We start from the raw sequence: 19,954 nt of genomic DNA, 5'->3' as shown, positions 1-19,954 counted from the left end.
CCGCGTTTTTGGGGGGGGGCCCCCCGGTTTTGGGCCCCCCCACGGCATCAGCGGCGTAGCTTTCCGCGCGGGACGAGATGCCCGCGTCGATGGCGTCGGATCACTGGTCCCGGTCTGCTTCCGGTCGTCGATGGGCAGACAGCCCGGCGGCGTCGACCCTGTCCACGAGCTCGGTCACTTCGTCCAGCGCGGAGGCGAAGTCGTAGGCAAGGTGGGCCACGGGTTCGCCGGGGTATGGGTTGCCACCGCGACGGACCACGGCGGCCATGGACTTAAGCCGCTCGGCGAGGTCTTCGGCCTCCTCAGCAGCCTCGGACTGCTTGCGGCGCAGCATCTCCATCGCGTGGCTACGTTCTGTCTCTTTGAAGGTCTGCATCCGGTCTCGCCATTCCTCGGACGGTTCTGCGTCGGCGGGCACCAGCGCCCACGGCGGCGCGAAACCCCGTCTGCCGTCATCTGTTTCGATGGCACATTCGGCGATTCCGACATTGAAATGGAAGGAGCGGACCCGGGCGCGCCATGTCGGATTGACACGGCCGGTCACCTCGTCACCGACTCGGATCGGGCACGCGGCCTCGAGCTGGCCGACCGGATCACCCGTGGTGTGCGCTGCGCTGTCCGGTGTCTGGTCGGCCGTCGGGGTGGTGTCGCTGTTCGTCATAGCTGTACTCCCTAATGAGGTTGGTGGGTGCCAATTTCGTTCCGGCGGTGGTTGGCGTCTCCCGATGCCGCGCCGGGGCGGGCCCGCATCCCGGGGCGGCGGCGGGGGGTGGATATGGGGGTGGGCTAGTGCTGGTGGGGGCAGTGGCTTTGGTGCTCGTCGTGGGGCAGGAATGCGAACGGGTAGGCGCGCGCGCTCGGCCGCCCGTCCCACAGGGTGATCGGGTGGTCCTCGGGGACCGAGCACCACACCGTGTCGTCGCTGAAGGCGATATCCACCATGTCGCCGCTGACCGACACCGCGCGAACGTATTTGCCGTTGTCGAGTCGTTGGCTGCCGCGCAGTGTGCGCGCGGGGACGGTGGCGCGTCGGGCAGAGTCGGTGGTGGGCGCGGCCGGGGTGGGGCTGGCCCACGCTTGCGGTGGTTGTCCGCCGGTGCTGAGATGGTCGTCGAGTGCGGCGACGAGGTCAGCGATGTCGCTGTGCAGGTCAGCGAGGCGGTCGTGGTGGGCGGCGCAGTCACTGGCCGATTCGACGCGACCGCCGGTCGCGCGTTCGTAGGCGCTGTTCTCGTTATCGACGGCGTCGCGGAGGGCGCGCAGCCGGGCCAGCATCTCCTCGGCCGGATTCGCGCCCGCGACGTCACCCGCTGCGCGCGCGGTGGGGATGATCTGGAATGGGTCGGTATCGAGGAGGATGAGCGACCGGCCGTTGTCCCAACCGACATAGATTTGGCCGGGGCCGAGGCGGGTGACAGTGCCGGTGGCACCGATCGGCAGGGGTGCCGGTTCGTCGGCCATCGTGCCCGTGATGCGGACGCGGTCACCGATCCGGGGTGCGATCATGGATTCGGTCCTTCCTGATGGGTAACGGTTTTCGAGTGCTGGGCCCCCTGGGTGGGCCGGGCCGGTTGGTCCGGCCCACCCGGGGCGGTGGTTAGGCGGCGCGTACAGCGGCGGTGGCGGTGCTGGCGATGGCGCGCACGGTGGCGGCCGGGTCGGTGATCGTTTGGACGGTGGCACCGTCGAGCGGTTCGATCCATGACTCGTCGGGGGCGAGCCACAGCACCGCGCACCCGCTGGCGCGCAGCCGGTTGAGGCGCTTTTGTGCGATGCGGCGGGGTCCTTCGCGGAAGCACCCGTCGGAGATGATGACCAGCAGTCGGGTGTTTTCCGGGCGGGACAGTCCGAGCGCGCCGTCGAGGGCGTCGATGGCCTCGTCTATGGCCTCGTAGCAGTCGTTGGAAGAGAATTCGGTCACCTGGGTAGGCGCGGTGCCCGGGTAGGTGACCGGCGCGACTTTGCTGCCGAACGTCACGGTGGCGGTGTCGGCGGGCATGGTGGCCAGGTTGGCGGCCTGGGCAATGATCCACGCCGCCGACGCCACGGGTTCGGCATAGTCACCCATCGATCCCGATATGTCGCAGGCGATTCCTACCCGCAGCGGCGGGGTGGGGATGGTTTTGCGTTCGGTGCGGGTGAACATTTCGGCGGTGGGTATCGCCCCGGCGGCGCGTTGGGCCTGGCGGGCGAGCGCGCCACGCATCCGCACCCGCCCCGGTGGCAGCACCGACCCGGTTTTGACGACCGCGCGTTCACGCTGGCTGACCGCCGACAACGCCCGCGCCAGCACCCGCGCGGCGGCCCGTTCCCCGTCATACGGGGCACGCGCACGGCGGGTGGTGGCCGTGGCGGTGCGATCACCGCCGAACACCTTTCGGGCGGTACGTTCGGCGATCACCGCGCGGCGGCGTTCGGCCGCTGCCGCTGCGGCGGCGGCCTCGGCCGGATCGACCGGGACCGGCGCGGCGGCAACGGCGTTGGTGACGTTGCCGATGGTTTCGCCGATCGCGACCGACAGGATCGAGGCGGGGTCGGGGTCGGCGTGCGGGTCGGGCCCGATGAGGTCGAGCCAGCGTTGCCCGAGTTCGAGCATGGTCGCGCCATCGTCGTCGGCGACGGTGTGCGCGTGCTGCCAGATCGCGCGCAGCCCGGCGAGTTTGTCGGTGCCGAGGATGGATTCGATCGCGGTGGCGGCCGGTGCGCATTCGGCCGGTTCGAGGATGCCGCCGTCGGCGCGGCCCAGGATCAGCGCGGCCGATTGGGCGGCGGCGTAGTCGGTGGCCGGTAGCGCGGCGATGGCGTCGGGGCCGCCGTTGTCGCCGATGACGATTTCGGTGGCGCTGGCGCGGAGCCAGTGGCGGTCGTCGGGGCGGCGGCGGATGTGGGCGGCCTCGATGCGCGATTCCTCGAGCAGCATGGCGGCCTCCACCACCCCCGGGTGCGCCAGTTGCGGCGGTTCCCAGCGGGAATGCTGGGCGTGGGCGCATTCGTGGGTGAACGCGCCCCACACGGCCGAATAGCGGGCGCGGTCGCTGTTGCGGTCGGGGCGCGCGGTCGCCGGGTCGATACCCAGGCGGGTGCCGTCGATCTCGATGGCCGCGCTGTGGGGCATGAACACGGCCGGGTGCCCGTAGGCCGCGCCGGGGGCGATCGTGACGACCAGGTCGTCACGATCGGCGATCGGCGGGGCCTCATCGGTCAATGCGGCCGACAGCGTTTCCCAGGCGGTCGTGGCGGGCGGCGCGGCGGGGGCGGTGGCGGGGTCGACGATCACGTGGGTGGTCATGGCGTGGTGGTCCTTTCAGCGATATGCGGGCGCGCGCGGGGTTAGCGGCGGGTGCCGAGGGCGAGGGGCTCCAGAGCGGTGCCGAACACGGTTTTGACGACGTCGGCGACGATGGCGCGGTCGTCCTCGGGGGCGGTGCCGATGAGGTTGGCGGCAGCGGTATGCGGGTCGGTGGCGTCGGCGATTTTCTGGAACGCCAACAGTTCCCGCAGTTGCGGGGCCCACCCGATTTCGCCCTTGGTGTGGCGGGTGGCCAGATTGCGCGCCACCCGAACCGCTTTCGGGTGCACACCGAGCCCGGCGGCGAGGTCGTAGTCGCTGCCGACCTGCACCTGGAACGCGAACCGCGACGCGAGCGCGTCGGACAGGATCGCCCCGTGTACGCCGGGGTTGTGTCCGGCCACCACGAAGAACCCCGGTGCGGCGGTGACGATTTCGCCCCCGTTGGCTTTGATCACGATTTCGCGGCGGCCGTCCATCGCGGGGTATACGCACGACAGCACGGTCGGCGGGATGAGGGTGGCGTCATCGACGAACAGCACCCGGCCCTCGCGCATCGCCCGGACGAGCGGGCCGTGTACGAAAACGAACGTCCCGTCGGGGGCCTGGGTGTATTCGCCCACGAAATCGGCGACCGTGGTGTCGCCGTCACCCTGCACGGTCAACAAGCCACCGAACGCCGCCTCGATCAGCGACGTTTTCCCGGTCCCGGGCGGCCCGTACAACAGCACCGGCACCTCGTTGTCGCGCATGGTGCGCAACACGTCCACATCGGCGCGGCCCGCCAACGTACGCGGGTGGTAGAGCTGCCCGTTCGGACGCGTCACCGGGCCACTGGCGGCCCGGGTGGGCGCGGCGGGCCGGGCGGAGGTCGGGGCGGCGGGCCGCTTCCGTGAGCCGCTGGCGGGCCGGGCGGGGGCGGTGGCCGGGGTGGGTGCGGGTGCTCCGGCCGCTGCGGTGTGGGTGGTGGCGGTGGCGCGATAGCGGCGCGGTTTGTCGTTGGTGCGGTCGGCATGACCGGCGGCGGTCAATGCCTCGAGCGCGTTGCCGACCGCACCCGATGAACGGCCCAGAATATGGGCGATTTCGCGCGGCCCGTAGTCGGTGGCGGAATTGTCGGCGAGCACCTTGGCGACCATGCGGCGCAGCTCGCCATTGCCCAATCGGGGCGCGGTTGCGGGGGTCGGTGCGGCGGGTGTGGTCATTTCTGTTCGTCTCCTCATGCTGGCGAATTATCTGATTTCGGGACGCCACCGACGGCGCATCGTTGCACACGGGTGGCGAATCGCCCTAATCGAATTCCGATTGTCATGATTTCCCCGGGGAATACGTCGACGCTATCTCGACTCGCCATTCGTCTCAACCGAATTCCGCCACCAATTTCGACTAATTTCCGCAGGCCAGGGCGTACTCGCGCAAGCAACAGGACGGAACAAGAATCTAACGCCGGCGGACACAGCATCCGATAGGAATTGCAGGAGCAGAATTGAATGGCAATGAAACGGGTATGACGACGGCAGCGAGGACGGTCACCTTATCAGCCGTCAAGCCCGAGAGCATCTGTCGATCGGCACCGGTCGAGGGCCGCGCCGCCCCGGCCGACCATGTCCTTTTGTGTCCCCGTACGGGGAGCCTGGGAGCCGGTGGCGCCACGAAGCGGGCCGTGAGCTGGGCTTATCGTCGGCGCACATGGGGCGTCTTAATGGCCCCACCGACTGCCCCACCGAGCGCCCCACCGACTGCCCCACCGAAGAGCCACAGTCCACACCCCGAGCAGGAATCAATATTCGACACCTATCAAAACTGTGCGCAGCGAAAGTCGACCTACGCGAATATCGACCCATTTTCAGGAATTCGAGAAATAACATTTGAACCTACGATGGCAGCGAAATAGGTGGCTGAAACCGTGGCGGTATGCTGTCAATTTAGCAGTTTTCCCACTAGATATCGATGCCCGCAAAACTGCCCAATCCCACTCAAACAGAAGGGGAACGAGATGTTTGTTGCGAGGCTTAGCCCGAGGGTGCTCAGTTCTCACCCCGACCGCCTGGGTGGTCGTTTGCCTTCTCCTCGTCAACCGTGTTACCCGTTTCCGGTGGCTTCCTGAGTCGTTGTGCGAGTTCGCGGGTCTCGCGGCTCGGGTGTTCTTCGATTTCCGCGAGACGCCTGGTCAGGAGTTCCAGCGTCGCGTCGATGGCGCCGGTTTCACCCATTCGCGTATAGAGCCGAAGAATGTCTTGGTAGATCTGTTCGTTGTAGGGGTCGGCCTCGATTGCCGATTCGAGCAGGTCGAGCGTTTCCCGTGGGTGGTGGTCGACGAGCATGCCCGCCAGCGAGCCCAGGGCGATGGCGGCGTCGCGGCGGACGGCCTCACGCAGCGGGAGAACCCATTCACCGGCCACGTCCTCGGCGAGAGTGCCGCGCCACGCGAGATCGAGGACGCGGCGCGCAGCTGCCGTACGGTCGGAGTCCGAGTCGCTGACGCGCCGTCGACGCACCGCCTCGGCGAATTCCCAGTAGTCGACGGCGACCTGGCGCGGGTCGAGCCGGTAGCGCAGCGGATCGTCGGCCAGGATGTCGCCGACGCGGCCTCCGGTAGCGGCGGTGATCGTCTCTCTCAGGCGATGCAGCGACATACTGAATGCGTTGGTGGGGCGGCGGGGACTGTGGTCGTGCCACAGCGCGGCAATCAGCTCGTCACGACTCATGCCGTCGGGATGAGTGGCCAGCAGCGCCAGCAATTCCCGGCTGCGCGGCTGAAGAGACGCGGTGATCTCCCCGCCCGGGCCCTCAGAGCCGATTCCAGGGCCCCAACGCACTCGCAGCGGCCCGAACAGCTCGATCGCCACTATCGGTCCGGGCTTGCCAGATTCGCGCACGGGCGCCGGCGATGCTGAAGGGGGCTCGCCGGGGCGATCGGTAGAGGTCTGTGCGGCAGCAGTTTCCATGCCGACGCCCTCACCGACGTCGGCGCTGGCACCTCTCGTCGAGTCACGCAGCGGAGCAGGCGCGGGAGCGGGAGCGGGTGCCGGCCGGGCGCGTGGCTCCGCGCGCGTGGCGGGCGCTGCATGGGGTGGCTCGCTCAACCCGTAGACCGACGGGCCGCCGCGGCGGCGCCCCGCGGCAGCGAGGGGCGATACTCGCCCGCGCCGCCAGACCGGCCCGCGGATCGGCACGGGTGATGCATGGTGCAGGCACTCACGCACCGCAGTGGCCACTGGACGCGCCGCCATGATCAGACGTGAGGCTTCGGTGCCGGGCGATTCGAGGAGCGCGACTGCTGCCTGCTCGTCGTGCGGGAGCATCCCGAGTACCGGCAGACCGGTCGGCGGCGGGATCCACCCGCGGCCAGATCCGATCACCACCACGCCGACGAGGTTCGGGCACCACCGGCGGATCTCGTGGAACGTCCGAGCGGCATCGTCGCTGCCCGTGTGATCCAGGACCAGCACGGTCGCGTCGGCGCCGGTCAAGATCGGACGGGCCACCGAACTCGCCTCGGCCCGACCGCAATCTGCGAGGAACACCACCGGGGTACCGCCAGCTCGCATCACGGCAGGTTGAGAAGGCGGCATCGAGGAGACCCGCGCTGTCAGCGCAGCCCGCGCCTCGATGCCCTCGCGCGGTGCCGCCACAACCAGCACACCCGCCGGAATCACCTGGACATGCTCGCCCAACTCCCCGCCGTCAGGAGCATGGGAGGAGGCCACCTCCTCGCTCAGGCTGACCAGGCCGCGTCGGTCGTCGACACCGAGTCCGGCGAATCGTCCGCCGGTCGGATCGGCCTCGATCACCACGGCACGCTCGTCTCGCGGCCACGCCGCCGCCAGCGCGACAGCGGTGGTCGTCACACCGGCGCTTGGACCAACACCCATGACCGCTATCAGCATCACAACCAAACCCAGCAGCCATAGGCAACCAATGGGCGACAAGACGTATCACTCATTTCTGTGGCCCATCCTGTTCGATGATCGCGATGATCAACGCACGGCCATCAGTCGAAGTCGTGGCGATCCGCTGCCGCCACACCACCGTCGGCTGGCCAGGTCGATACTCGACCAGCTCGAGGTGATACCAGCCCGGCAAGAGCGCCTCAATCCAGGCGCAATAGGCCGTTCCCGGTGGAACGGCGTCGATCCGCGCCTGAATCGACGCCGCATTCCCCACCGCCGCCTCGGGCGCCACCATTTTCAGCGCCAGCCCGCCGTTGCGTACGTCGTAGAAGGCAGCCACGAACGCGGCGATTGCTTCCGCACCCGAACGGGCCCGTGTACCCGCCTCGAGCGCAGCGACCGCGGGCACCGTGTCCGCGCCGCAAACTGCCGCTGTCCCAGTGACCAGCTCCGGGTCGCCGGCCACATCAGGGTCTCCGCCACCGCCTTTCGGCGCCACCGACGCCGCAGTCTCCCGCGCCGCGGATTCCTCGGGATCCGCGGCGCCAAGCCGGACCGCTGCGACGAAGACAGCGGCGAGGACCACTACGACCACAGCAACTGCAGCACCTCGGATACCGAGGCCACGAACCCCGCCGCCACGCCCGCGTGCCGGCGCGTGGCCGGACGTCGGGTCCGGACGGGTCGCGGTCGCCGCGACCAACCACTCCGCGAACCCGATGGTGTCGGTTGCCGAACCATCGCTCATACCCCGGCAGTTACGACCGAGCGGCGCGTCCTCGTCTACCCCGGCCATCATCAGCGTCCGAGGACCAGATGCTGGGTGGGCAGCACCGCGTCCACACCCTGCTGGATCTGCCGTGCCACCACAACAAGGACGTGCTCGACCGGTGACGCACTGACCGACACCACCGCCCTCGCGACCAGCGAAGCCACCGCAGCCACCTCGGGGACCACCGGGTTAGTAGATGGGATAGGTGGGTTCGAGTCCGGCGAGGACACGGCCATATTGCTCCGCGGCGCTGTCGTAGGCGAGGAAGGCATGGACAGACAGAGCCTGCATGTCCCGCAAGAGAATGGTGAGGGGACTGTGTCGGGTGTGGGCGGTGGCACCGGAGGCGGTGTCGATGATGTCGCAAGCCGTCCGGCAGAGGCGCACTGCACGGGCGGCATCGAAACGGCTTCGTACTCGTTCGACGATCGTCCAGGGTTCGCCGGTGGCGATGTGGTGGTCGACCGCACAGGCGAGGCGGGTGCCGAAGTAGTCGGCGGTGTCGATCAGCGCCTGGATTTCGGCGACCTGGTAGGCCGTGTTGGGTGCGTGGGCTTGTATCTGGTGCGGGGAGTAGGCGATTGCCCGGTGGTGGATGAGGTTGCTGAAGTAGCGGGAGGCGGCGGTGGCGATGCCGATGGCGGGGCCGGCCGATAGCGCGCAGATGATCGGGACGAGGGGTTGACCGTAGTAGGGGTCGTCATCGATGCGGGCGTCACGGCCGGTGGCGTCGAGGACGTTCTGGAATGTGATCGCGTGATGGTCGGGGACGAATGCGTTGTCGAGGCGTAGTGGGTGGGATCCGGTGCCGACGAGGCCGGTCATGTCCCAGGTTCCGGCGAGGTCGAACGCGCTGCGGGGCACCAGGAGCGCCAGGGGCTGGTCGTCGTGGTCGGAGTGGGCGGGTGCGACAACCCAGCCGGAATGGTGTTGTCCGGAAACGAACGGCCAGGCCCCGGTGACGGTGTAGCCGCCAGCGGTTTTGGTGGCGGTGCCGGTGATGGAGAAGACCCCGGCGGCGCGCGTGTTGTCGCTGGCGAGGAACTCGTTGAACACGTCGTTGCCGAACAGTCGGATCATGTGGGGTGTGGCGGTCCAGATCGCGGTGATCCAGGCGGTGGAGCCGTCGCGACCGGCCAGGGCGGTGAGCACCCGGTGTTGTTCGAGCATGCTCAGCTGCGCTCCACCGCGCGAGCGCGGCCAGCTCATCCGGGTCAGCCCGTTCGATTCGAGAGCCTCGGCAACTGTGTCGGTAGCGCGGCGCAGCCGCAACGCCTCCGGCTGAGAACTGGTGATGAGGTCACCGATCTCATCGACACGGGCGATGAGATCGGTGCCGGCGGATGCGTGAATGTCGGTGGTCAGGGTCATGACTTCTCCTCAGTGTGAAAGTGTCTGGGGTTGGTGTGTTGATGGACGGCGCGGGCGTATGGACCCCTCGGCGCCGGCGGTTCAGGTGGTGGGTTGCCAGGTTTGGGTGCCGTCGGGTGCGGTGGTGACGCGCCCGAATTGGGCGTCAGCGAAGTGCAGTCCGAAGCCGTCGGTGCCGGGGCCGGTGAGGTCATCGACGAGTGCTCGGGCGGTCGTGCGCGCGGCGGTGTGGTCGTCGTCGATGGCGGCGGTGAGGTCGGGGTGGCGGATTTGGATCGGGGATTGCAGGGCATCGCCGAAGCACACGAGCCGCCGGGTGCCGGTGGTGAGGGTGTAGGCGAGGTGGCCGAGGCTGTGGCCGGGTGTCGCGGTGGCGTGAAAGCCCGGCAAGATGGCGGTGCCCGGATCGATCGTGCAGACACGCTCTTTGAAGACGTCGAGCATTTCCGGGGCGACTCCGTCACTGACCGCGAGATCGCGGTGCTGCCATTCGGTGTCGCCGACCAGGACCGGGATGTCGGCGAACGGCGTGGATGAATGCCAGAGCCAGCCGATGTGGTCCAGGTGCAGGTGGGTCACGGCGATGGCATCGATGTCGCTTGGCATCTTGCCCGCCTGGGTGAGGCTGTGCAGGAGCTGGCCGCCGCGCATCAGCCCGAATGGTGTCAGGGTGGCCATCGGGCCGAATCCGGCGTCGATGAGCACGCACCGGTTGTCGTGTTCGATCAGCAGGGCGCCGATGCTGGCGACGAGCCATCCGTCGCGGTTGACGAGATGGGCGTGCTCGGCCCACATTTCGTCGGTGGAGGCGGGATACCACGTGTGGGGGTCGAGGTAGGCGGTGCCGTCTGGGAGGTAGGTGAGCCGATAGTCGCCGAGCTGATGGTGGTGCAGGGCGGCGGGGCTGGTGTAGCGGTCCAGGGCGAGGGTCATGATCACGCGACCTCCACATCGAGGCGGCGTGCACCGCGGCCGCCGTGGACGACGGGGCCATCGACCACCCAGACATCGACGCGGTTGAGGACCGATCCACTGCTCGTCGCGGCATCGCCTGTTGCGTTCGCCGGGTGCCGTGTTTCGAGGTCGGCGGTGCTGGTTTCGTCTTCGGAGGCCCCGTCAGTGTCACGTGCGGGGCCTGTCGGACGTACTGGTGGTTTCCAGTGCTGGCCGTCACTGCCGGCCCGGTAGGCGGCCTCGATATTGGCGGCGGAAACTCCGGCCGCCGCGGCGGCGCGGCGGGCGCTGCGGATGGCTCCCAACAGGGACTCCAGGCGGGCGACGAGGGTGTCGACCGCCTCGGGTGGTCCGTCCCACTCCCCTGCCAGGCGCGCGTGTTCGGCGGTGAGGTTTTGCAGCGTGATCAGCGTGTTGATCCGGTGGGTTTCGGGCGCGTCGGTGGCTGCGGTCGGTGCGGGGCGCAGCTGGGGCGGGAGCACCCCGGTGTGGTCGTCGCCGCCGGTGTCGAGGTCGCCGCAGAGTTCTTCGATGGCGAGGAGGCGATCGGTTTGGGCGATCACCGCGTCGACCTCGTCCAAGCTGACAGTCTCGGCTGCGCGCCCACCGAGGGCTCGATCCAGCAGGCTGCTGCCGCTCGTGCTGGGCGTGCCGACCGCGAGTGGCGGGGTCCAGCGGGCGCTGTCTTGGTTCGAGCCGGTGATTGTGGTGTTGAGGTGGCCGGTGAGTTCGGCGGCCTGGCTCAGGGTCTGCCACGTTCGATCCTCGATCGGGAGGTCTGCGGCGTTGCGGGCTTGGGACAGTCGCCGGAAGGCTCGGGCTGTGGTTTCTGGTCGGGCTTTCCATCCTCCGACGGCGGCTTCGAGCTCATGCCACAACGCGCGAGCGTCGTGGTCGGGGTCGCTGGTCCAGCGGTCCGCCAAGGTGGTGGCCTGTGCCAGGAGTTCGCGGGCGTGTGCGGGGGTGTCCGCGTGCGGGGCGATGGTGCACAGATTGTGGAACCGGGTGTAATCGCGGCGTAGCGCGGCGTCGGTCGCGGCGCGATCGGCCGCAGAAGTCAGGGTGGTGGTGGACATTGTCGCCTCCGGAACAAGAAGGGCGTTGGCCGCGACCGTGGAAAACGGTGCGGCCGTGGAATGTCCCCGGCAGATGAGGTTCAGCGAGCGCGGTCAGTACCCGTGACCGGCGCGCCGACATCGAAGCGAAACGTGAAAGCTAACGGTGGATCGTGATGTCAGCCCAATGACTACTACCTGGTTTTCACGGTCCCCGTCCCGTGTCGGAGGGGTACTCGGGCTCCGCTTCCTGCGGCGCACTCGTGGCTTCCGTCGATGACGGCTGCGGCCCAACCGATCTCGCCATCCCACTCCGTGGTGGTAGTGACTGGGCCTGCGTCCCTGGTGGCGGTGAGGCTGGTGGACAACTCCGGTCCAACGCTGTGGGCGCGGCGGCGGTCATCTCTGGCGGGATCGGCGAGATCGGAGCACAAGCCCTGCCGGTGGAGTGTGAGCGGGCGGCGGCAGGCGGCGGAGTCGTGGGATCTGATGCGGTGGTGGCGTAGTCGATCCACTCCTGGATCAGGATTCGTTCGGTCCACCCGCCGACCGCGACGGCATGGATCCGGCGGACGCCTTCGGCCCCGGCACCCCACAAGGCGTCGGCTTCGGCCGCCGTGAGTTCGGCTGCGCGGGCCAGGGCGTTGGCCCGCTCCCATCGGCGGACCATCGCCGCGTCGAAGCGCCGTTCCAATGCCGCGCCCACATGGATGGTCCATCGGCTTCTGGGGATCCTGTCTGCGCAGGTGGCCGCGAGGAACGCCATCCGTTCCAGATGCCACAGCTCCAGACTCAGCATCTCGACAAGGAACTGTTTGGCCGACTCATCTCGTATCGGCACCGCACTCACCGCGCAGCCGATTGCGTATGCAGCTGTCATATCGCTTACCTCCGAAACACGTTGTGCCGCCATGGTGCGAGCCATCGCGAGGCGGGTAAGAATCTGGCGCGAGATCGGTGCCGACGGCGGCACCACCATCGCTGTTCGGTCGAGCCGAGTCGGGCAGTTGTTGGGCCGGTCGGTCACGGGGTGTCACCGCTTCTGGATGTTGGTGATGCACACCGCGCGCGGGCGATCGGCACGGGGTGCGACGTTGACCACTTGTAGGTAGTCGACCCGCGAGCGATCCGGATGTAGCTCGACGAGGTGGATTTCGGCGGCGGTGTCGGCGATCGGAGTGATGGCCACGCAATGGGTGCTGCCGGGGGGGATGGATGCGATTCCGGCTGCTAGGGCCTCGGCGGTGATCCCGGTGTCGGGGGCCAGCACGTCCAGGGCGGCGGCTGGGTCGCGGCGCACGTAGTAGGCGTGCTCGAAGGCGGCGATCACCCCGGTCAGGCTGGCGTCATCGCCGGCGTCGCTGGTGATCGTGGTCCCGGACAGCCCCGTGCACGCGGCGGGCGCTGTCGGTGTGTCCGCGGGCTGGGCTACCGTCAAGCTCGGTGCGGTGACCTCGGCGGTCTCGCCCCCGGCGAGGTCGGCGACGCCGGCGCCGATCAGCGCGGCACTCACTGCGCCCGCCAGACCCAAACCCACGATCACCCGTCGCCGGGTTCGCGCGGGATCTCGATTGCTGCGTGCAAGTCGCGAATCCACCCACGACTCTTCCCGCGCGCTGCCTCCGGATGCGGATTCGCGGTGTGTAAGGCGCGTGGGTCCGCTAACCGGTTGTGGTGACGGAGGTTCGGGGTTGTCGAGCCAGACCCAACCGTGGTCGCTGCTGGTGTGGTCGGTGTCGTTCATCGGTGCTGTCACCTCCCCGGTCGGGGTCGTTGAATGGATTGGGGCCCTTCGAGGGGCGAGTGCCGAGGAAAGTCAGCGGACAGGCTGTCGGGTACGTCAGCGGACTCGATCTCGCCCCTGCGAAGGGGGTCTCGGTACCGACCATCGGTCGGCGGGCTAGGAAGTCATCCGGGGTAGCGCCCGGATAGGCGTGGGTGTGGCAGCAGCGTGGCCAGCCGGTCGACGGCGTCGTCGGCGGCAGCGGCGATGGTGGCGGCGTGGCCGGTGAGGTATTCATCCCAGGTCACTTCCACACCGTGGTCGCGGTAGCTCTCATGGACGGCGAAGGCCGTCCCGATGGGGATGAGGGCGTCGGTGGCGCCGTGGTAGAGGTGCACCGGCACCTGCGGGGTTCCTCGGCCGGTGATTTCGGCGCCGAGCAGGTGCCGCCACATCGGGTCGTGCCACGGATCGGGTCGTTCGCACCAGCGACCCAACGGTTGGTTGCGGAAGGTCACCAGTAGTGCGGCGGCGTCCATACCCGAGGCTTTTTCTGCCATCTGGTAGCCGGTTTCGGTGAGGGTGTGCGCTACCGGTAGATGGGCGTAGGTGCGTGCCAGCCCGATGAGCCCGGCCACCGCCAGGCCCGCCCAGGGGCCGCCGTCTGTGAGCGGGATCAGGCTGGCCGGGTCAGCGGCCACCGCGCCCGCGACGACCCCGCGCAGGTCCACCTCGGGTGCGTAGCTGGGCTGCTGCTCGGCCGCCCACACTGCCGCGCGACCCCCGTCTGCGTATCCCCAGACCGTCACCGCGGACTCGCGCGCACCGAGTTCCGGCAGCCCGGCGACAGCGCGAGCCAGATCCAGGACGGCGTGAGCGGCTGCCTTCCCGGCCAGGAACCGGTGCGGACCGATCCCGCTCACGCCTAGTCCGTGTCCATCCGGGACCGCGACGACCCAACCCTGTTTCAGCAGCGATCCGATCAGGCTTGCCTCTGGCTCGGGCCCGGCGCCGGCGAGCAGTTGCGACGGCGCGCACGCGCCGCCGAGCCCATGGAACATCGGCACGAACACCACCAGCGGCAGCGGGCTGCCGAGATCGTTGTCGATGTCCGGAGCGAGCACGATCCCCGATGCCGCCATCGGGGAGCCGAAATCTGACCGGGACGCGTAGAGCAGTTGCCAGGCGCGGGCGGCGTTGCGCAGTTGCGGGGTCGACACGGTGCGCCTGCGAAGGATGTCTCCTGGCGCGGTGTCGAACCCCAGCGCCGGAGCGGCGAAGAACGGGTCGCGGTTGACGGTGGTGACGGCGGGTAGCTGTCTGGTCATCGTGTGCTTCCTGCGATGTCGTGGGCGGCAGCGACCAGCCAGGCGATGGCTGGGCCGAGCTGCCCGGTGACGGCGTATCCGTTGTGCCGGGCGACGGTGTCGCCGTAGCGGACCCAGACACCGGCGTTGACCAGATCGGCGTTGTCGGCCAGCAGCTGCCCCCATGCCGCGCTCAACTGGGCGGCGAGCTTCGGCAGCACGGCGAGTGGGTTGGCCGTGGCGGTGGCGGTGATCTCGTTCCAGCGGGCCGTGGCTGTCGCCGTCTGGTCGGGAGTTGGTGCCGGGGTGCGGGGGGCGGCGGCGGCGATCAAGCGGTCGGCCAGGCTCTGCTGAGGCCGGTAGTCGACGGTGCCGCTACCGACGTGGAAATCGTTGAGCAGCACCGTGGTCCATGCCTCGCCGAGTGCGGCCGTGAACAAGGTGTGCATTGACGCCAGCGCGGCGAATGGGTCGCGCAGGTTGGCTTGGGCGGCGAGTTGCGCGCCGACCCGCAGCAGACCAGCGTGGTCGGGGGCGGAGCATGCCAGGTCGCCGTCGACACAGATATCGGCGACCCGCCCAACCAACGCCCCGTACCCGGAATCGCCACCGGCGATCCCACCACCCGCTGCCGGTGGCTGCGGCAACACCACACCCGCGACCGAGGAACCATTCGTGCCGGGAACGGGGTCCGGGATCGTTTGTCCCGGCCGTCCGGGAAACGTGGGCTCCCCGGGGGCGCGGTCAGGATTGGAGTACAGCACGATCGCCGCGATCCGATCCGCACCCACCGGCCCGGCACCGGCCCCGACATCTCGAGCGAACATCGACAATGCTTGGGCACCCTGGGAATAGCCGACCCCGGCGATCATGGTGCCGGGGCAGCGAGTGTTGAGGTCGGCGACCGCGGCATCCAACCCGCGGCGCGCTTCGACCACCGAGGCCGCATACGGATCGTTGCCGCCCCCGGGGACTGCGCCGCCGAAACCCGCCGGGTAGCTGATGTAGGCGCGTTGCACCAGGTGCGGCACCGCTGCCACGACCGGCCCGACCAGCGCACCGACGAGGCCGGTGTCGGCCAGCGGATCCGCTGCCGGAGAGGATTGCCCGGTGCCCTGAATGCCCAGCACCGCGAGCGCCGGGCATGGTGATCCGATCGGCACCGCCTGCGTCGGGCTCGCGGTGAGCGTGAGCGCACCGGCGGCGACGACCACGGCGGCGAGAGAGGCTGGCTTCATGGCTGGCCCACTCCCACACCGGCGCCGAACCCGGCACCGACGGTCCCGGCCACGACCGCGCCGACCACGGCAGCCGGGATCCCGACGACGGCCGCCCCCGCGGCGGCGCCCGTTGCCGCGCCGATGGCGGTGCCCGCGACGCCGGAGGTCACGGTGCCGATCACCGGGACCGGGACGACCGTTCCCAAGGCCGCACCAGCGATGCCGCCAATCGTGCCACCGATCGCGCCACCGACAGCCGCGCCGATCGCCGCGACCGGCCCACCGGCCACGACCGCCCCTGCTGCCCCACCGATACCCGCACCGGCCAGGGTCGCGCCGCTGACACGGTCAGAGCGCCCAGCCGGTATCCCGACCGAATCCAAAGCGGTAGCGACCTGCGCCTCGGCACCGGCCGCGACGTCGTTGATCGTGTCGGCGACGTGCGGGGGCACCCAGTCCGGGCGAGGAGCTTGCCATTGCCCGATCCGGATCGTGTTCTCCGGCGCTTCGATCGGCGCGACCGGCGGCACCGGCTCCGGCAGATGCAGCTGCTCGATGCGCACCGGCTCCACCGGAGCCTCCGGCGGCGGGGCCGGCCGCGAGGGTGCCTCGTTCCTGATCTCCGGCGGCTGCACGTAATACACCGGTGGCTCTGGCACAGGCTCGGGCTCCACAACCGGAGGCGGAGGAGGAGGCGGTGCGGGCGGGGTCGTGCCAGGTTGGGACGGGCCAGTAACGCCCGGCTGGTCGGCGACCGACGCACCGCCGCCAGTCAGCGCTGCGGCGTCGGTGGCAGCGGCCACGATCACCACTGGCACCGCGCCAGCCAGCAACAGAAGCGTCATCCGACGCCCGCCGCGTACCGGATGGCTGTGAATACTCCAGGATTTGGGCATGACAAATACACCCTTCGTCACAACGGATAAGGGAGAAGAATTTCAGAGAAAGGAACGCGCGACGCTGCGCGGAGATGTGGGTGCCTCCCAGCGGTGAATCCTGTTCTGGGAGGCGTTCGCTCACCTGACCTGTGTCACAGGAACGGCAGGATCAGCGTCAGTACATGACCCGCCACAGAGAGGCCGTTATTCAGCACGGACAGGCCGAGGTTGACGTAGTCGAGAATCACGAGAGGATCCACGGTCGGATTTCCTTTCATCGGTTGGGTGAGCTTGCATTCCCATCCAAACCGCGAAAAGAGGTGTAGCGCTAGGGGTTCGACTGACCAGGATTGTTGTAAACACCGTAGTGGTCAACCGATAACAGGGCCCTGAGCAGGTCGTTTCCATCCGATTGCAGTCGCCAGCGTGAATCCGCTTCCAGTCGTTTTCTCCACCGTAATTGTCGTTCCAGGGCACGTGGCACGGGATCAGCTATCTCATCGGCGGGTCGATATGCGACATGCCTTGCCGGACGATACCCACTCTGGTAGAACGAGAAACATCTGCTCGGGGGAACTCTTCATCATATCTGTGCCCCACCCTTCGATGGAAGACATCAGAAAGGGGGTCTTCCGGACATGTCCCGGAACCCCGCACGCCGACCCCACCCTTCCGACCACGACGGTCCCCAAATTCCAACGCTCGGTAGCGCCTGCTGGCTGATCCGCCGTGAACTCGGCATCTCCCGCGCCACCGCCTACACCCGCCACGGCGTGAGCACGACCTACCTCGCCGACATCGAAAGCGACCGGGCTATGCCCTCACTCGAAGTGCTCGAGCAGATCATCAACGGCTACCGCTGCAACCCGCACCAAGCGCGCTACCTGCGCGAGCTACGCGCACCCGCGGTCCACCTGGATCCCCCCGACAAACTACGGGAGCTGGTGACCAGCGACACGACCCTGACCGCCCAACTGACTCAACTCACCGACCGCTGCATCTTCGCCGCCTACGTCGACCCACTATGGAACATCCTGGCCTGTAACGACGGCTTCCGCGCAGCCCTTCCTGGCCTCGAGGTCACAGACTGCATCCCCACCTGGCTGTTCACGCCGTTGGCCCGGCAGGTCCTCATCGAATGGGAATCCGAAAGCGCACGCGCCATCGCCACCACCAAACCCGTCTTGGCCCGCTACCGCGATTCAGCCCAAGCCCGCGACATCATGCGCCGCCTCGTCCCCAACAAGGACTTCCGGCGCCTATGGGCAGCCAGAGGCGACGTCATCTACGGCCGCCCTGCCACCGACCTACTCCACATCCGCGACCCAGACTCCGGCCAGCTCATCTCTCTGCACGTCGTCATCGCCGAACCCGGCCAGCCCTACAACACCCAATTGCTCATCGCTACCCCACGGCCATATGCCGGTTCTCACCCCACGAAATAGTCTCGACACGCCGAAACGACACGCCAATGATGAGCTGGAACAACCGCCATACTCGCACGATTCGGCCGCTGACGATTCGCGACAAACCACCCGTCCACACCACCGACACGCAGCCACCAGCAAAGATCGAGCATCCAAACTGCCTTGACACCGGTTTGTCGCACAAGGACGGTGGCGAAACGGCCACGCAGTGACATTGGACCAATTATTGGGTGGTGTGACCGGCGCCTGTCGAGTCCGGTCGATGACGGAGCAGATCGTTCAACACGGAACCGATCAGCAGGATGAATGTGCGAGACACCGCCATATTCTCGAATGCCAGGCTGCGGATTTGTGCCACCAGAATTCGGCGAAAACCTTGTGGCAGAGATATTTCGGGATGGAGGAAGTCGGAATCGTCATCGGGTCCACGGAACGCGCGACATCTGCCGTGGTCGTGGCGATGCCATATGCTTGCGGCGAGTCATCTTCAGGACTGCTCGATTTACGACACGAATGCTCGATTCGCGACATCACGAAGGGGGGCTCGAATGAACGATCCGACATACGATCTCGACCAGCTGAGAACCGTCGAGCATCCACGATCCGATCGCATCGAGAGCTGGATGTCCTACGTCACAGGACACCACGGTGCGCTGGAGTACTCGTTTACCCGAGGTAGCCACGACTTCGTCGGAACCAGCAGAACCGCGCGGGCCGGCGACTACAAGCTAGTCGAATTCACATCCCACACCGCCAGCTACCGACGGACGCCACGACACCTACGCTCCAACGATTTCGGCAACCGCGTATCCCTCATCATCCCTGTCACCGGGACGGTTTCCCTCGAGCAATCCGACACGCAGATCACCCTCGCAACGGGGCAACTGGGCGTCATATCTATGGCTAGATCGCTCATGCTGACGCACACCAACAACGCCCGAATCCGGATGCTCACCTTTCCCCACGACGAGATCGACGACGTCCTTCGACGAAGTGCGCCGATAGCCGGCCAGCGAGGCCGTACGGCCCTCGCCGCCGTCGCCGCATTGACCACAACCCTTGCCACCCACCGAGAGTCGGTTACCGGCGACGAATTTCTCGCCATCACCACCCGGCTAGTCGACCTCTTGGCCGAATCCCTCCACGAAGACCATGCCTCAACCGCAACCCGCCTGACCCGCCTCGTCCACGACGCGCGTACCTACATCGCCAAGAACTCAGGGCAGCGCTGGCTCACCCCCGACGCTGTCGCCGATCACCTCGGCTGCTCAAAACGCACACTCGAACGAGCTCTACACCGCACTGGCGCCACGCCCGCAAAACTCATCCGCGATACTCGCCTCGATCACGCACAGCAGCTCCTAGCGGACCACCGCAACCGACAATCTATCCACGAAATCGCCACCGCCAGCGGCTTCCCTTCCATCGCCGCGTTCAACAAGGCATTCCGCCTCCGATACCACGTACCACCCAGCCATATCCGGACCACCAGCCCGAACACCGACACGAACCGCACCAATCGACCGGACTGAGCGGTGCCCGCCAACGACGAACTCCGGACGCGAGGCCGTCGTGCTGCGTAGATTGCGGGCGAAGTGGTCCCGTGCGTCGAGCTTCGCACCCCAAACCAGCTTCGAACGCTCACCTGACTGCGCAATCGGACGATCCCTGCTGCGCGGTACCCCACACCATCACCAAATCTCTTACCCGGACACGCCGTCCCGCATGCGCGGGACGTCGCCAATGGCACCAGCGCGGCCAGGATCACCGGACCATCCCGCATGTGCGGGACCGACATCGCCGTCCACTTGCTGGTGTCGGTGAGCGGGGGACCATTCCCGCGTGTGCGGGACCGACGTGGCTGGACCGGATACGGGGCGGTGACTTCGGGGACCATCCCCGCGTGTGCGGGACCGACTGGTAGATCATCCGGCCGTCGAGCGCACCCCACGGACCATCCCCGCGTGTGCGGGACCGACCGCCTCCACCGGGATCGAAATCGCCCGTTTCATGGACCATCCCCGCGTGTGCGGGACCGACCGGCGAGATTCCGCCGATGCCGCCG

General features: G+C 67.9%; 17 protein-coding genes and 1 CRISPR repeat array (1 of these 18 running past the window's edge). Of the genes, 2 read left to right on the top strand and 15 right to left on the bottom strand.

Annotated elements, in window-relative coordinates:
- Nucleotides 1-100: 100 nt before the first annotated feature.
- The 15 genes from ACFXNW_RS18250 to ACFXNW_RS18180 all read right to left on the bottom strand — a co-directional run bounded on the left by ACFXNW_RS18250 (nucleotide 101) and on the right by ACFXNW_RS18180 (nucleotide 16,243).
- On the bottom strand, nucleotides 101-661 hold the full coding sequence (locus tag ACFXNW_RS18250; protein WP_379418876.1) for a hypothetical protein: 561 nt from the start codon (nucleotides 659-661) through the stop codon (nucleotides 101-103).
- Nucleotides 662-786: 125 nt separating this feature from the next.
- On the bottom strand, nucleotides 787-1,506 hold the full coding sequence (locus ACFXNW_RS18245) for a DUF4314 domain-containing protein (protein WP_379418875.1): 720 nt from the start codon (nucleotides 1,504-1,506) through the stop codon (nucleotides 787-789).
- 91 nt (nucleotides 1,507-1,597) lie between these two features.
- On the bottom strand, nucleotides 1,598-3,289 hold the full coding sequence (locus ACFXNW_RS18240; protein ID WP_379418874.1) for a vWA domain-containing protein: 1,692 nt from the start codon (nucleotides 3,287-3,289) through the stop codon (nucleotides 1,598-1,600).
- Between the two features lie 41 nt (nucleotides 3,290-3,330).
- Nucleotides 3,331-4,494 (bottom strand): AAA family ATPase, encoded by a 1,164-nt coding sequence (locus ACFXNW_RS18235; RefSeq protein ID WP_379418873.1) that lies wholly within the window; start codon nucleotides 4,492-4,494, stop codon nucleotides 3,331-3,333.
- An 822-nt stretch (nucleotides 4,495-5,316) separates the two neighbouring features.
- Nucleotides 5,317-7,140, bottom strand: a complete 1,824-nt coding sequence (locus ACFXNW_RS18230) for a BTAD domain-containing putative transcriptional regulator (protein WP_379418872.1) — start codon at nucleotides 7,138-7,140, stop codon at nucleotides 5,317-5,319.
- Between the two features lie 91 nt (nucleotides 7,141-7,231).
- Nucleotides 7,232-7,648, bottom strand: coding sequence for a hypothetical protein (locus tag ACFXNW_RS18225; protein ID WP_379418871.1), 417 nt, complete (start codon nucleotides 7,646-7,648; stop codon nucleotides 7,232-7,234).
- Between the two features lie 332 nt (nucleotides 7,649-7,980).
- Complete coding sequence (locus tag ACFXNW_RS18220; protein WP_379418870.1) at nucleotides 7,981-8,118, bottom strand: hypothetical protein; 138 nt, start codon at nucleotides 8,116-8,118, stop codon at nucleotides 7,981-7,983.
- A gap of 25 nt (nucleotides 8,119-8,143) precedes the next feature.
- Entirely contained in the window at nucleotides 8,144-9,325 is a 1,182-nt protein-coding gene (locus ACFXNW_RS18215; protein ID WP_379418869.1) for an acyl-CoA dehydrogenase family protein, read from the bottom strand.
- Nucleotides 9,326-9,406: 81 nt separating this feature from the next.
- Nucleotides 9,407-10,258: an MBL fold metallo-hydrolase gene (locus ACFXNW_RS18210; protein WP_379419086.1), complete on the bottom strand. Its 852-nt coding sequence runs from the start codon at nucleotides 10,256-10,258 to the stop codon at nucleotides 9,407-9,409.
- Nucleotides 10,259-10,260: 2 nt separating this feature from the next.
- Nucleotides 10,261-11,355 (bottom strand): hypothetical protein, encoded by a 1,095-nt coding sequence (locus tag ACFXNW_RS18205; protein ID WP_379418868.1) that lies wholly within the window; start codon nucleotides 11,353-11,355, stop codon nucleotides 10,261-10,263.
- 184 nt (nucleotides 11,356-11,539) lie between these two features.
- Nucleotides 11,540-12,214 (bottom strand): hypothetical protein, encoded by a 675-nt coding sequence (locus ACFXNW_RS18200; protein WP_379418867.1) that lies wholly within the window; start codon nucleotides 12,212-12,214, stop codon nucleotides 11,540-11,542.
- A gap of 153 nt (nucleotides 12,215-12,367) precedes the next feature.
- Complete coding sequence (locus ACFXNW_RS18195) at nucleotides 12,368-12,871, bottom strand: hypothetical protein (RefSeq protein ID WP_379418866.1); 504 nt, start codon at nucleotides 12,869-12,871, stop codon at nucleotides 12,368-12,370.
- Nucleotides 12,872-13,242: 371 nt separating this feature from the next.
- Complete coding sequence (locus tag ACFXNW_RS18190; RefSeq protein WP_379418865.1) at nucleotides 13,243-14,385, bottom strand: lipase family protein; 1,143 nt, start codon at nucleotides 14,383-14,385, stop codon at nucleotides 13,243-13,245.
- Complete coding sequence (locus tag ACFXNW_RS18185) at nucleotides 14,382-15,602, bottom strand: cutinase family protein (RefSeq protein WP_379418864.1); 1,221 nt, start codon at nucleotides 15,600-15,602, stop codon at nucleotides 14,382-14,384. Before ACFXNW_RS18185 ends, ACFXNW_RS18190 begins: the two co-directional genes overlap by 4 nt.
- Nucleotides 15,599-16,243 (bottom strand): hypothetical protein, encoded by a 645-nt coding sequence (locus ACFXNW_RS18180; RefSeq protein WP_379418863.1) that lies wholly within the window; start codon nucleotides 16,241-16,243, stop codon nucleotides 15,599-15,601. The genes ACFXNW_RS18185 and ACFXNW_RS18180 overlap by 4 nt, the downstream gene beginning before the upstream one ends.
- Nucleotides 16,244-17,100: 857 nt before the next feature.
- On the opposite strand from ACFXNW_RS18180, the gene ACFXNW_RS18175 reads away from it, so the two are divergent.
- Nucleotides 17,101-17,907 (top strand): helix-turn-helix domain-containing protein, encoded by an 807-nt coding sequence (locus ACFXNW_RS18175; RefSeq protein ID WP_379418862.1) that lies wholly within the window; start codon nucleotides 17,101-17,103, stop codon nucleotides 17,905-17,907.
- 605 nt (nucleotides 17,908-18,512) lie between these two features.
- Complete coding sequence (locus ACFXNW_RS18170; RefSeq protein WP_379418861.1) at nucleotides 18,513-19,421, top strand: AraC family transcriptional regulator; 909 nt, start codon at nucleotides 18,513-18,515, stop codon at nucleotides 19,419-19,421.
- A gap of 180 nt (nucleotides 19,422-19,601) precedes the next feature.
- Nucleotides 19,602-19,954: a CRISPR direct-repeat array (repeat unit 28 nt; unit sequence GGACCATCCCCGCGTGTGCGGGACCGAC) (it continues 1,012 nt past the right edge of the window).

Origin of the sequence: Nocardia sp. NPDC059180 (genome assembly GCF_042754945.1) — a bacterium.
In the GTDB taxonomy this organism is placed as follows: Bacteria; Actinomycetota; Actinomycetes; order Mycobacteriales; family Mycobacteriaceae; genus Nocardia.
The sequence above is the reverse complement of the archived record's forward strand: the minus strand, read 5'-3'. Positions and strand labels throughout refer to the sequence as shown.

What these genes read in the sequence shown, in the direction of transcription:
- ACFXNW_RS18250 (WP_379418876.1), bottom strand. Translation starts at nt 661, where the DNA reads ATGACGAACAGCGACACCACCCCGACGGCCGACCAGACACCGGACAGC.
- ACFXNW_RS18245 (WP_379418875.1), bottom strand. Translation starts at nt 1,506, where the DNA reads ATGATCGCACCCCGGATCGGTGACCGCGTCCGCATCACGGGCACGATG.
- ACFXNW_RS18240 (WP_379418874.1), bottom strand. Translation starts at nt 3,289, where the DNA reads ATGACCACCCACGTGATCGTCGACCCCGCCACCGCCCCCGCCGCGCCG.
- ACFXNW_RS18235 (WP_379418873.1), bottom strand. Translation starts at nt 4,494, where the DNA reads ATGACCACACCCGCCGCACCGACCCCCGCAACCGCGCCCCGATTGGGC.
- ACFXNW_RS18215 (WP_379418869.1), bottom strand. Translation starts at nt 9,325, where the DNA reads ATGACCCTGACCACCGACATTCACGCATCCGCCGGCACCGATCTCATC.
- ACFXNW_RS18210 (WP_379419086.1), bottom strand. Translation starts at nt 10,258, where the DNA reads ATGACCCTCGCCCTGGACCGCTACACCAGCCCCGCCGCCCTGCACCAC.
- ACFXNW_RS18205 (WP_379418868.1), bottom strand. Translation starts at nt 11,355, where the DNA reads ATGTCCACCACCACCCTGACTTCTGCGGCCGATCGCGCCGCGACCGAC.
- ACFXNW_RS18200 (WP_379418867.1), bottom strand. Translation starts at nt 12,214, where the DNA reads ATGACAGCTGCATACGCAATCGGCTGCGCGGTGAGTGCGGTGCCGATA.
- ACFXNW_RS18190 (WP_379418865.1), bottom strand. Translation starts at nt 14,385, where the DNA reads ATGACCAGACAGCTACCCGCCGTCACCACCGTCAACCGCGACCCGTTC.
- ACFXNW_RS18185 (WP_379418864.1), bottom strand. Translation starts at nt 15,602, where the DNA reads ATGAAGCCAGCCTCTCTCGCCGCCGTGGTCGTCGCCGCCGGTGCGCTC.
- ACFXNW_RS18175 (WP_379418862.1), top strand. Translation starts at nt 17,101, where the DNA reads ATGTCCCGGAACCCCGCACGCCGACCCCACCCTTCCGACCACGACGGT.
- ACFXNW_RS18170 (WP_379418861.1), top strand. Translation starts at nt 18,513, where the DNA reads ATGTCCTACGTCACAGGACACCACGGTGCGCTGGAGTACTCGTTTACC.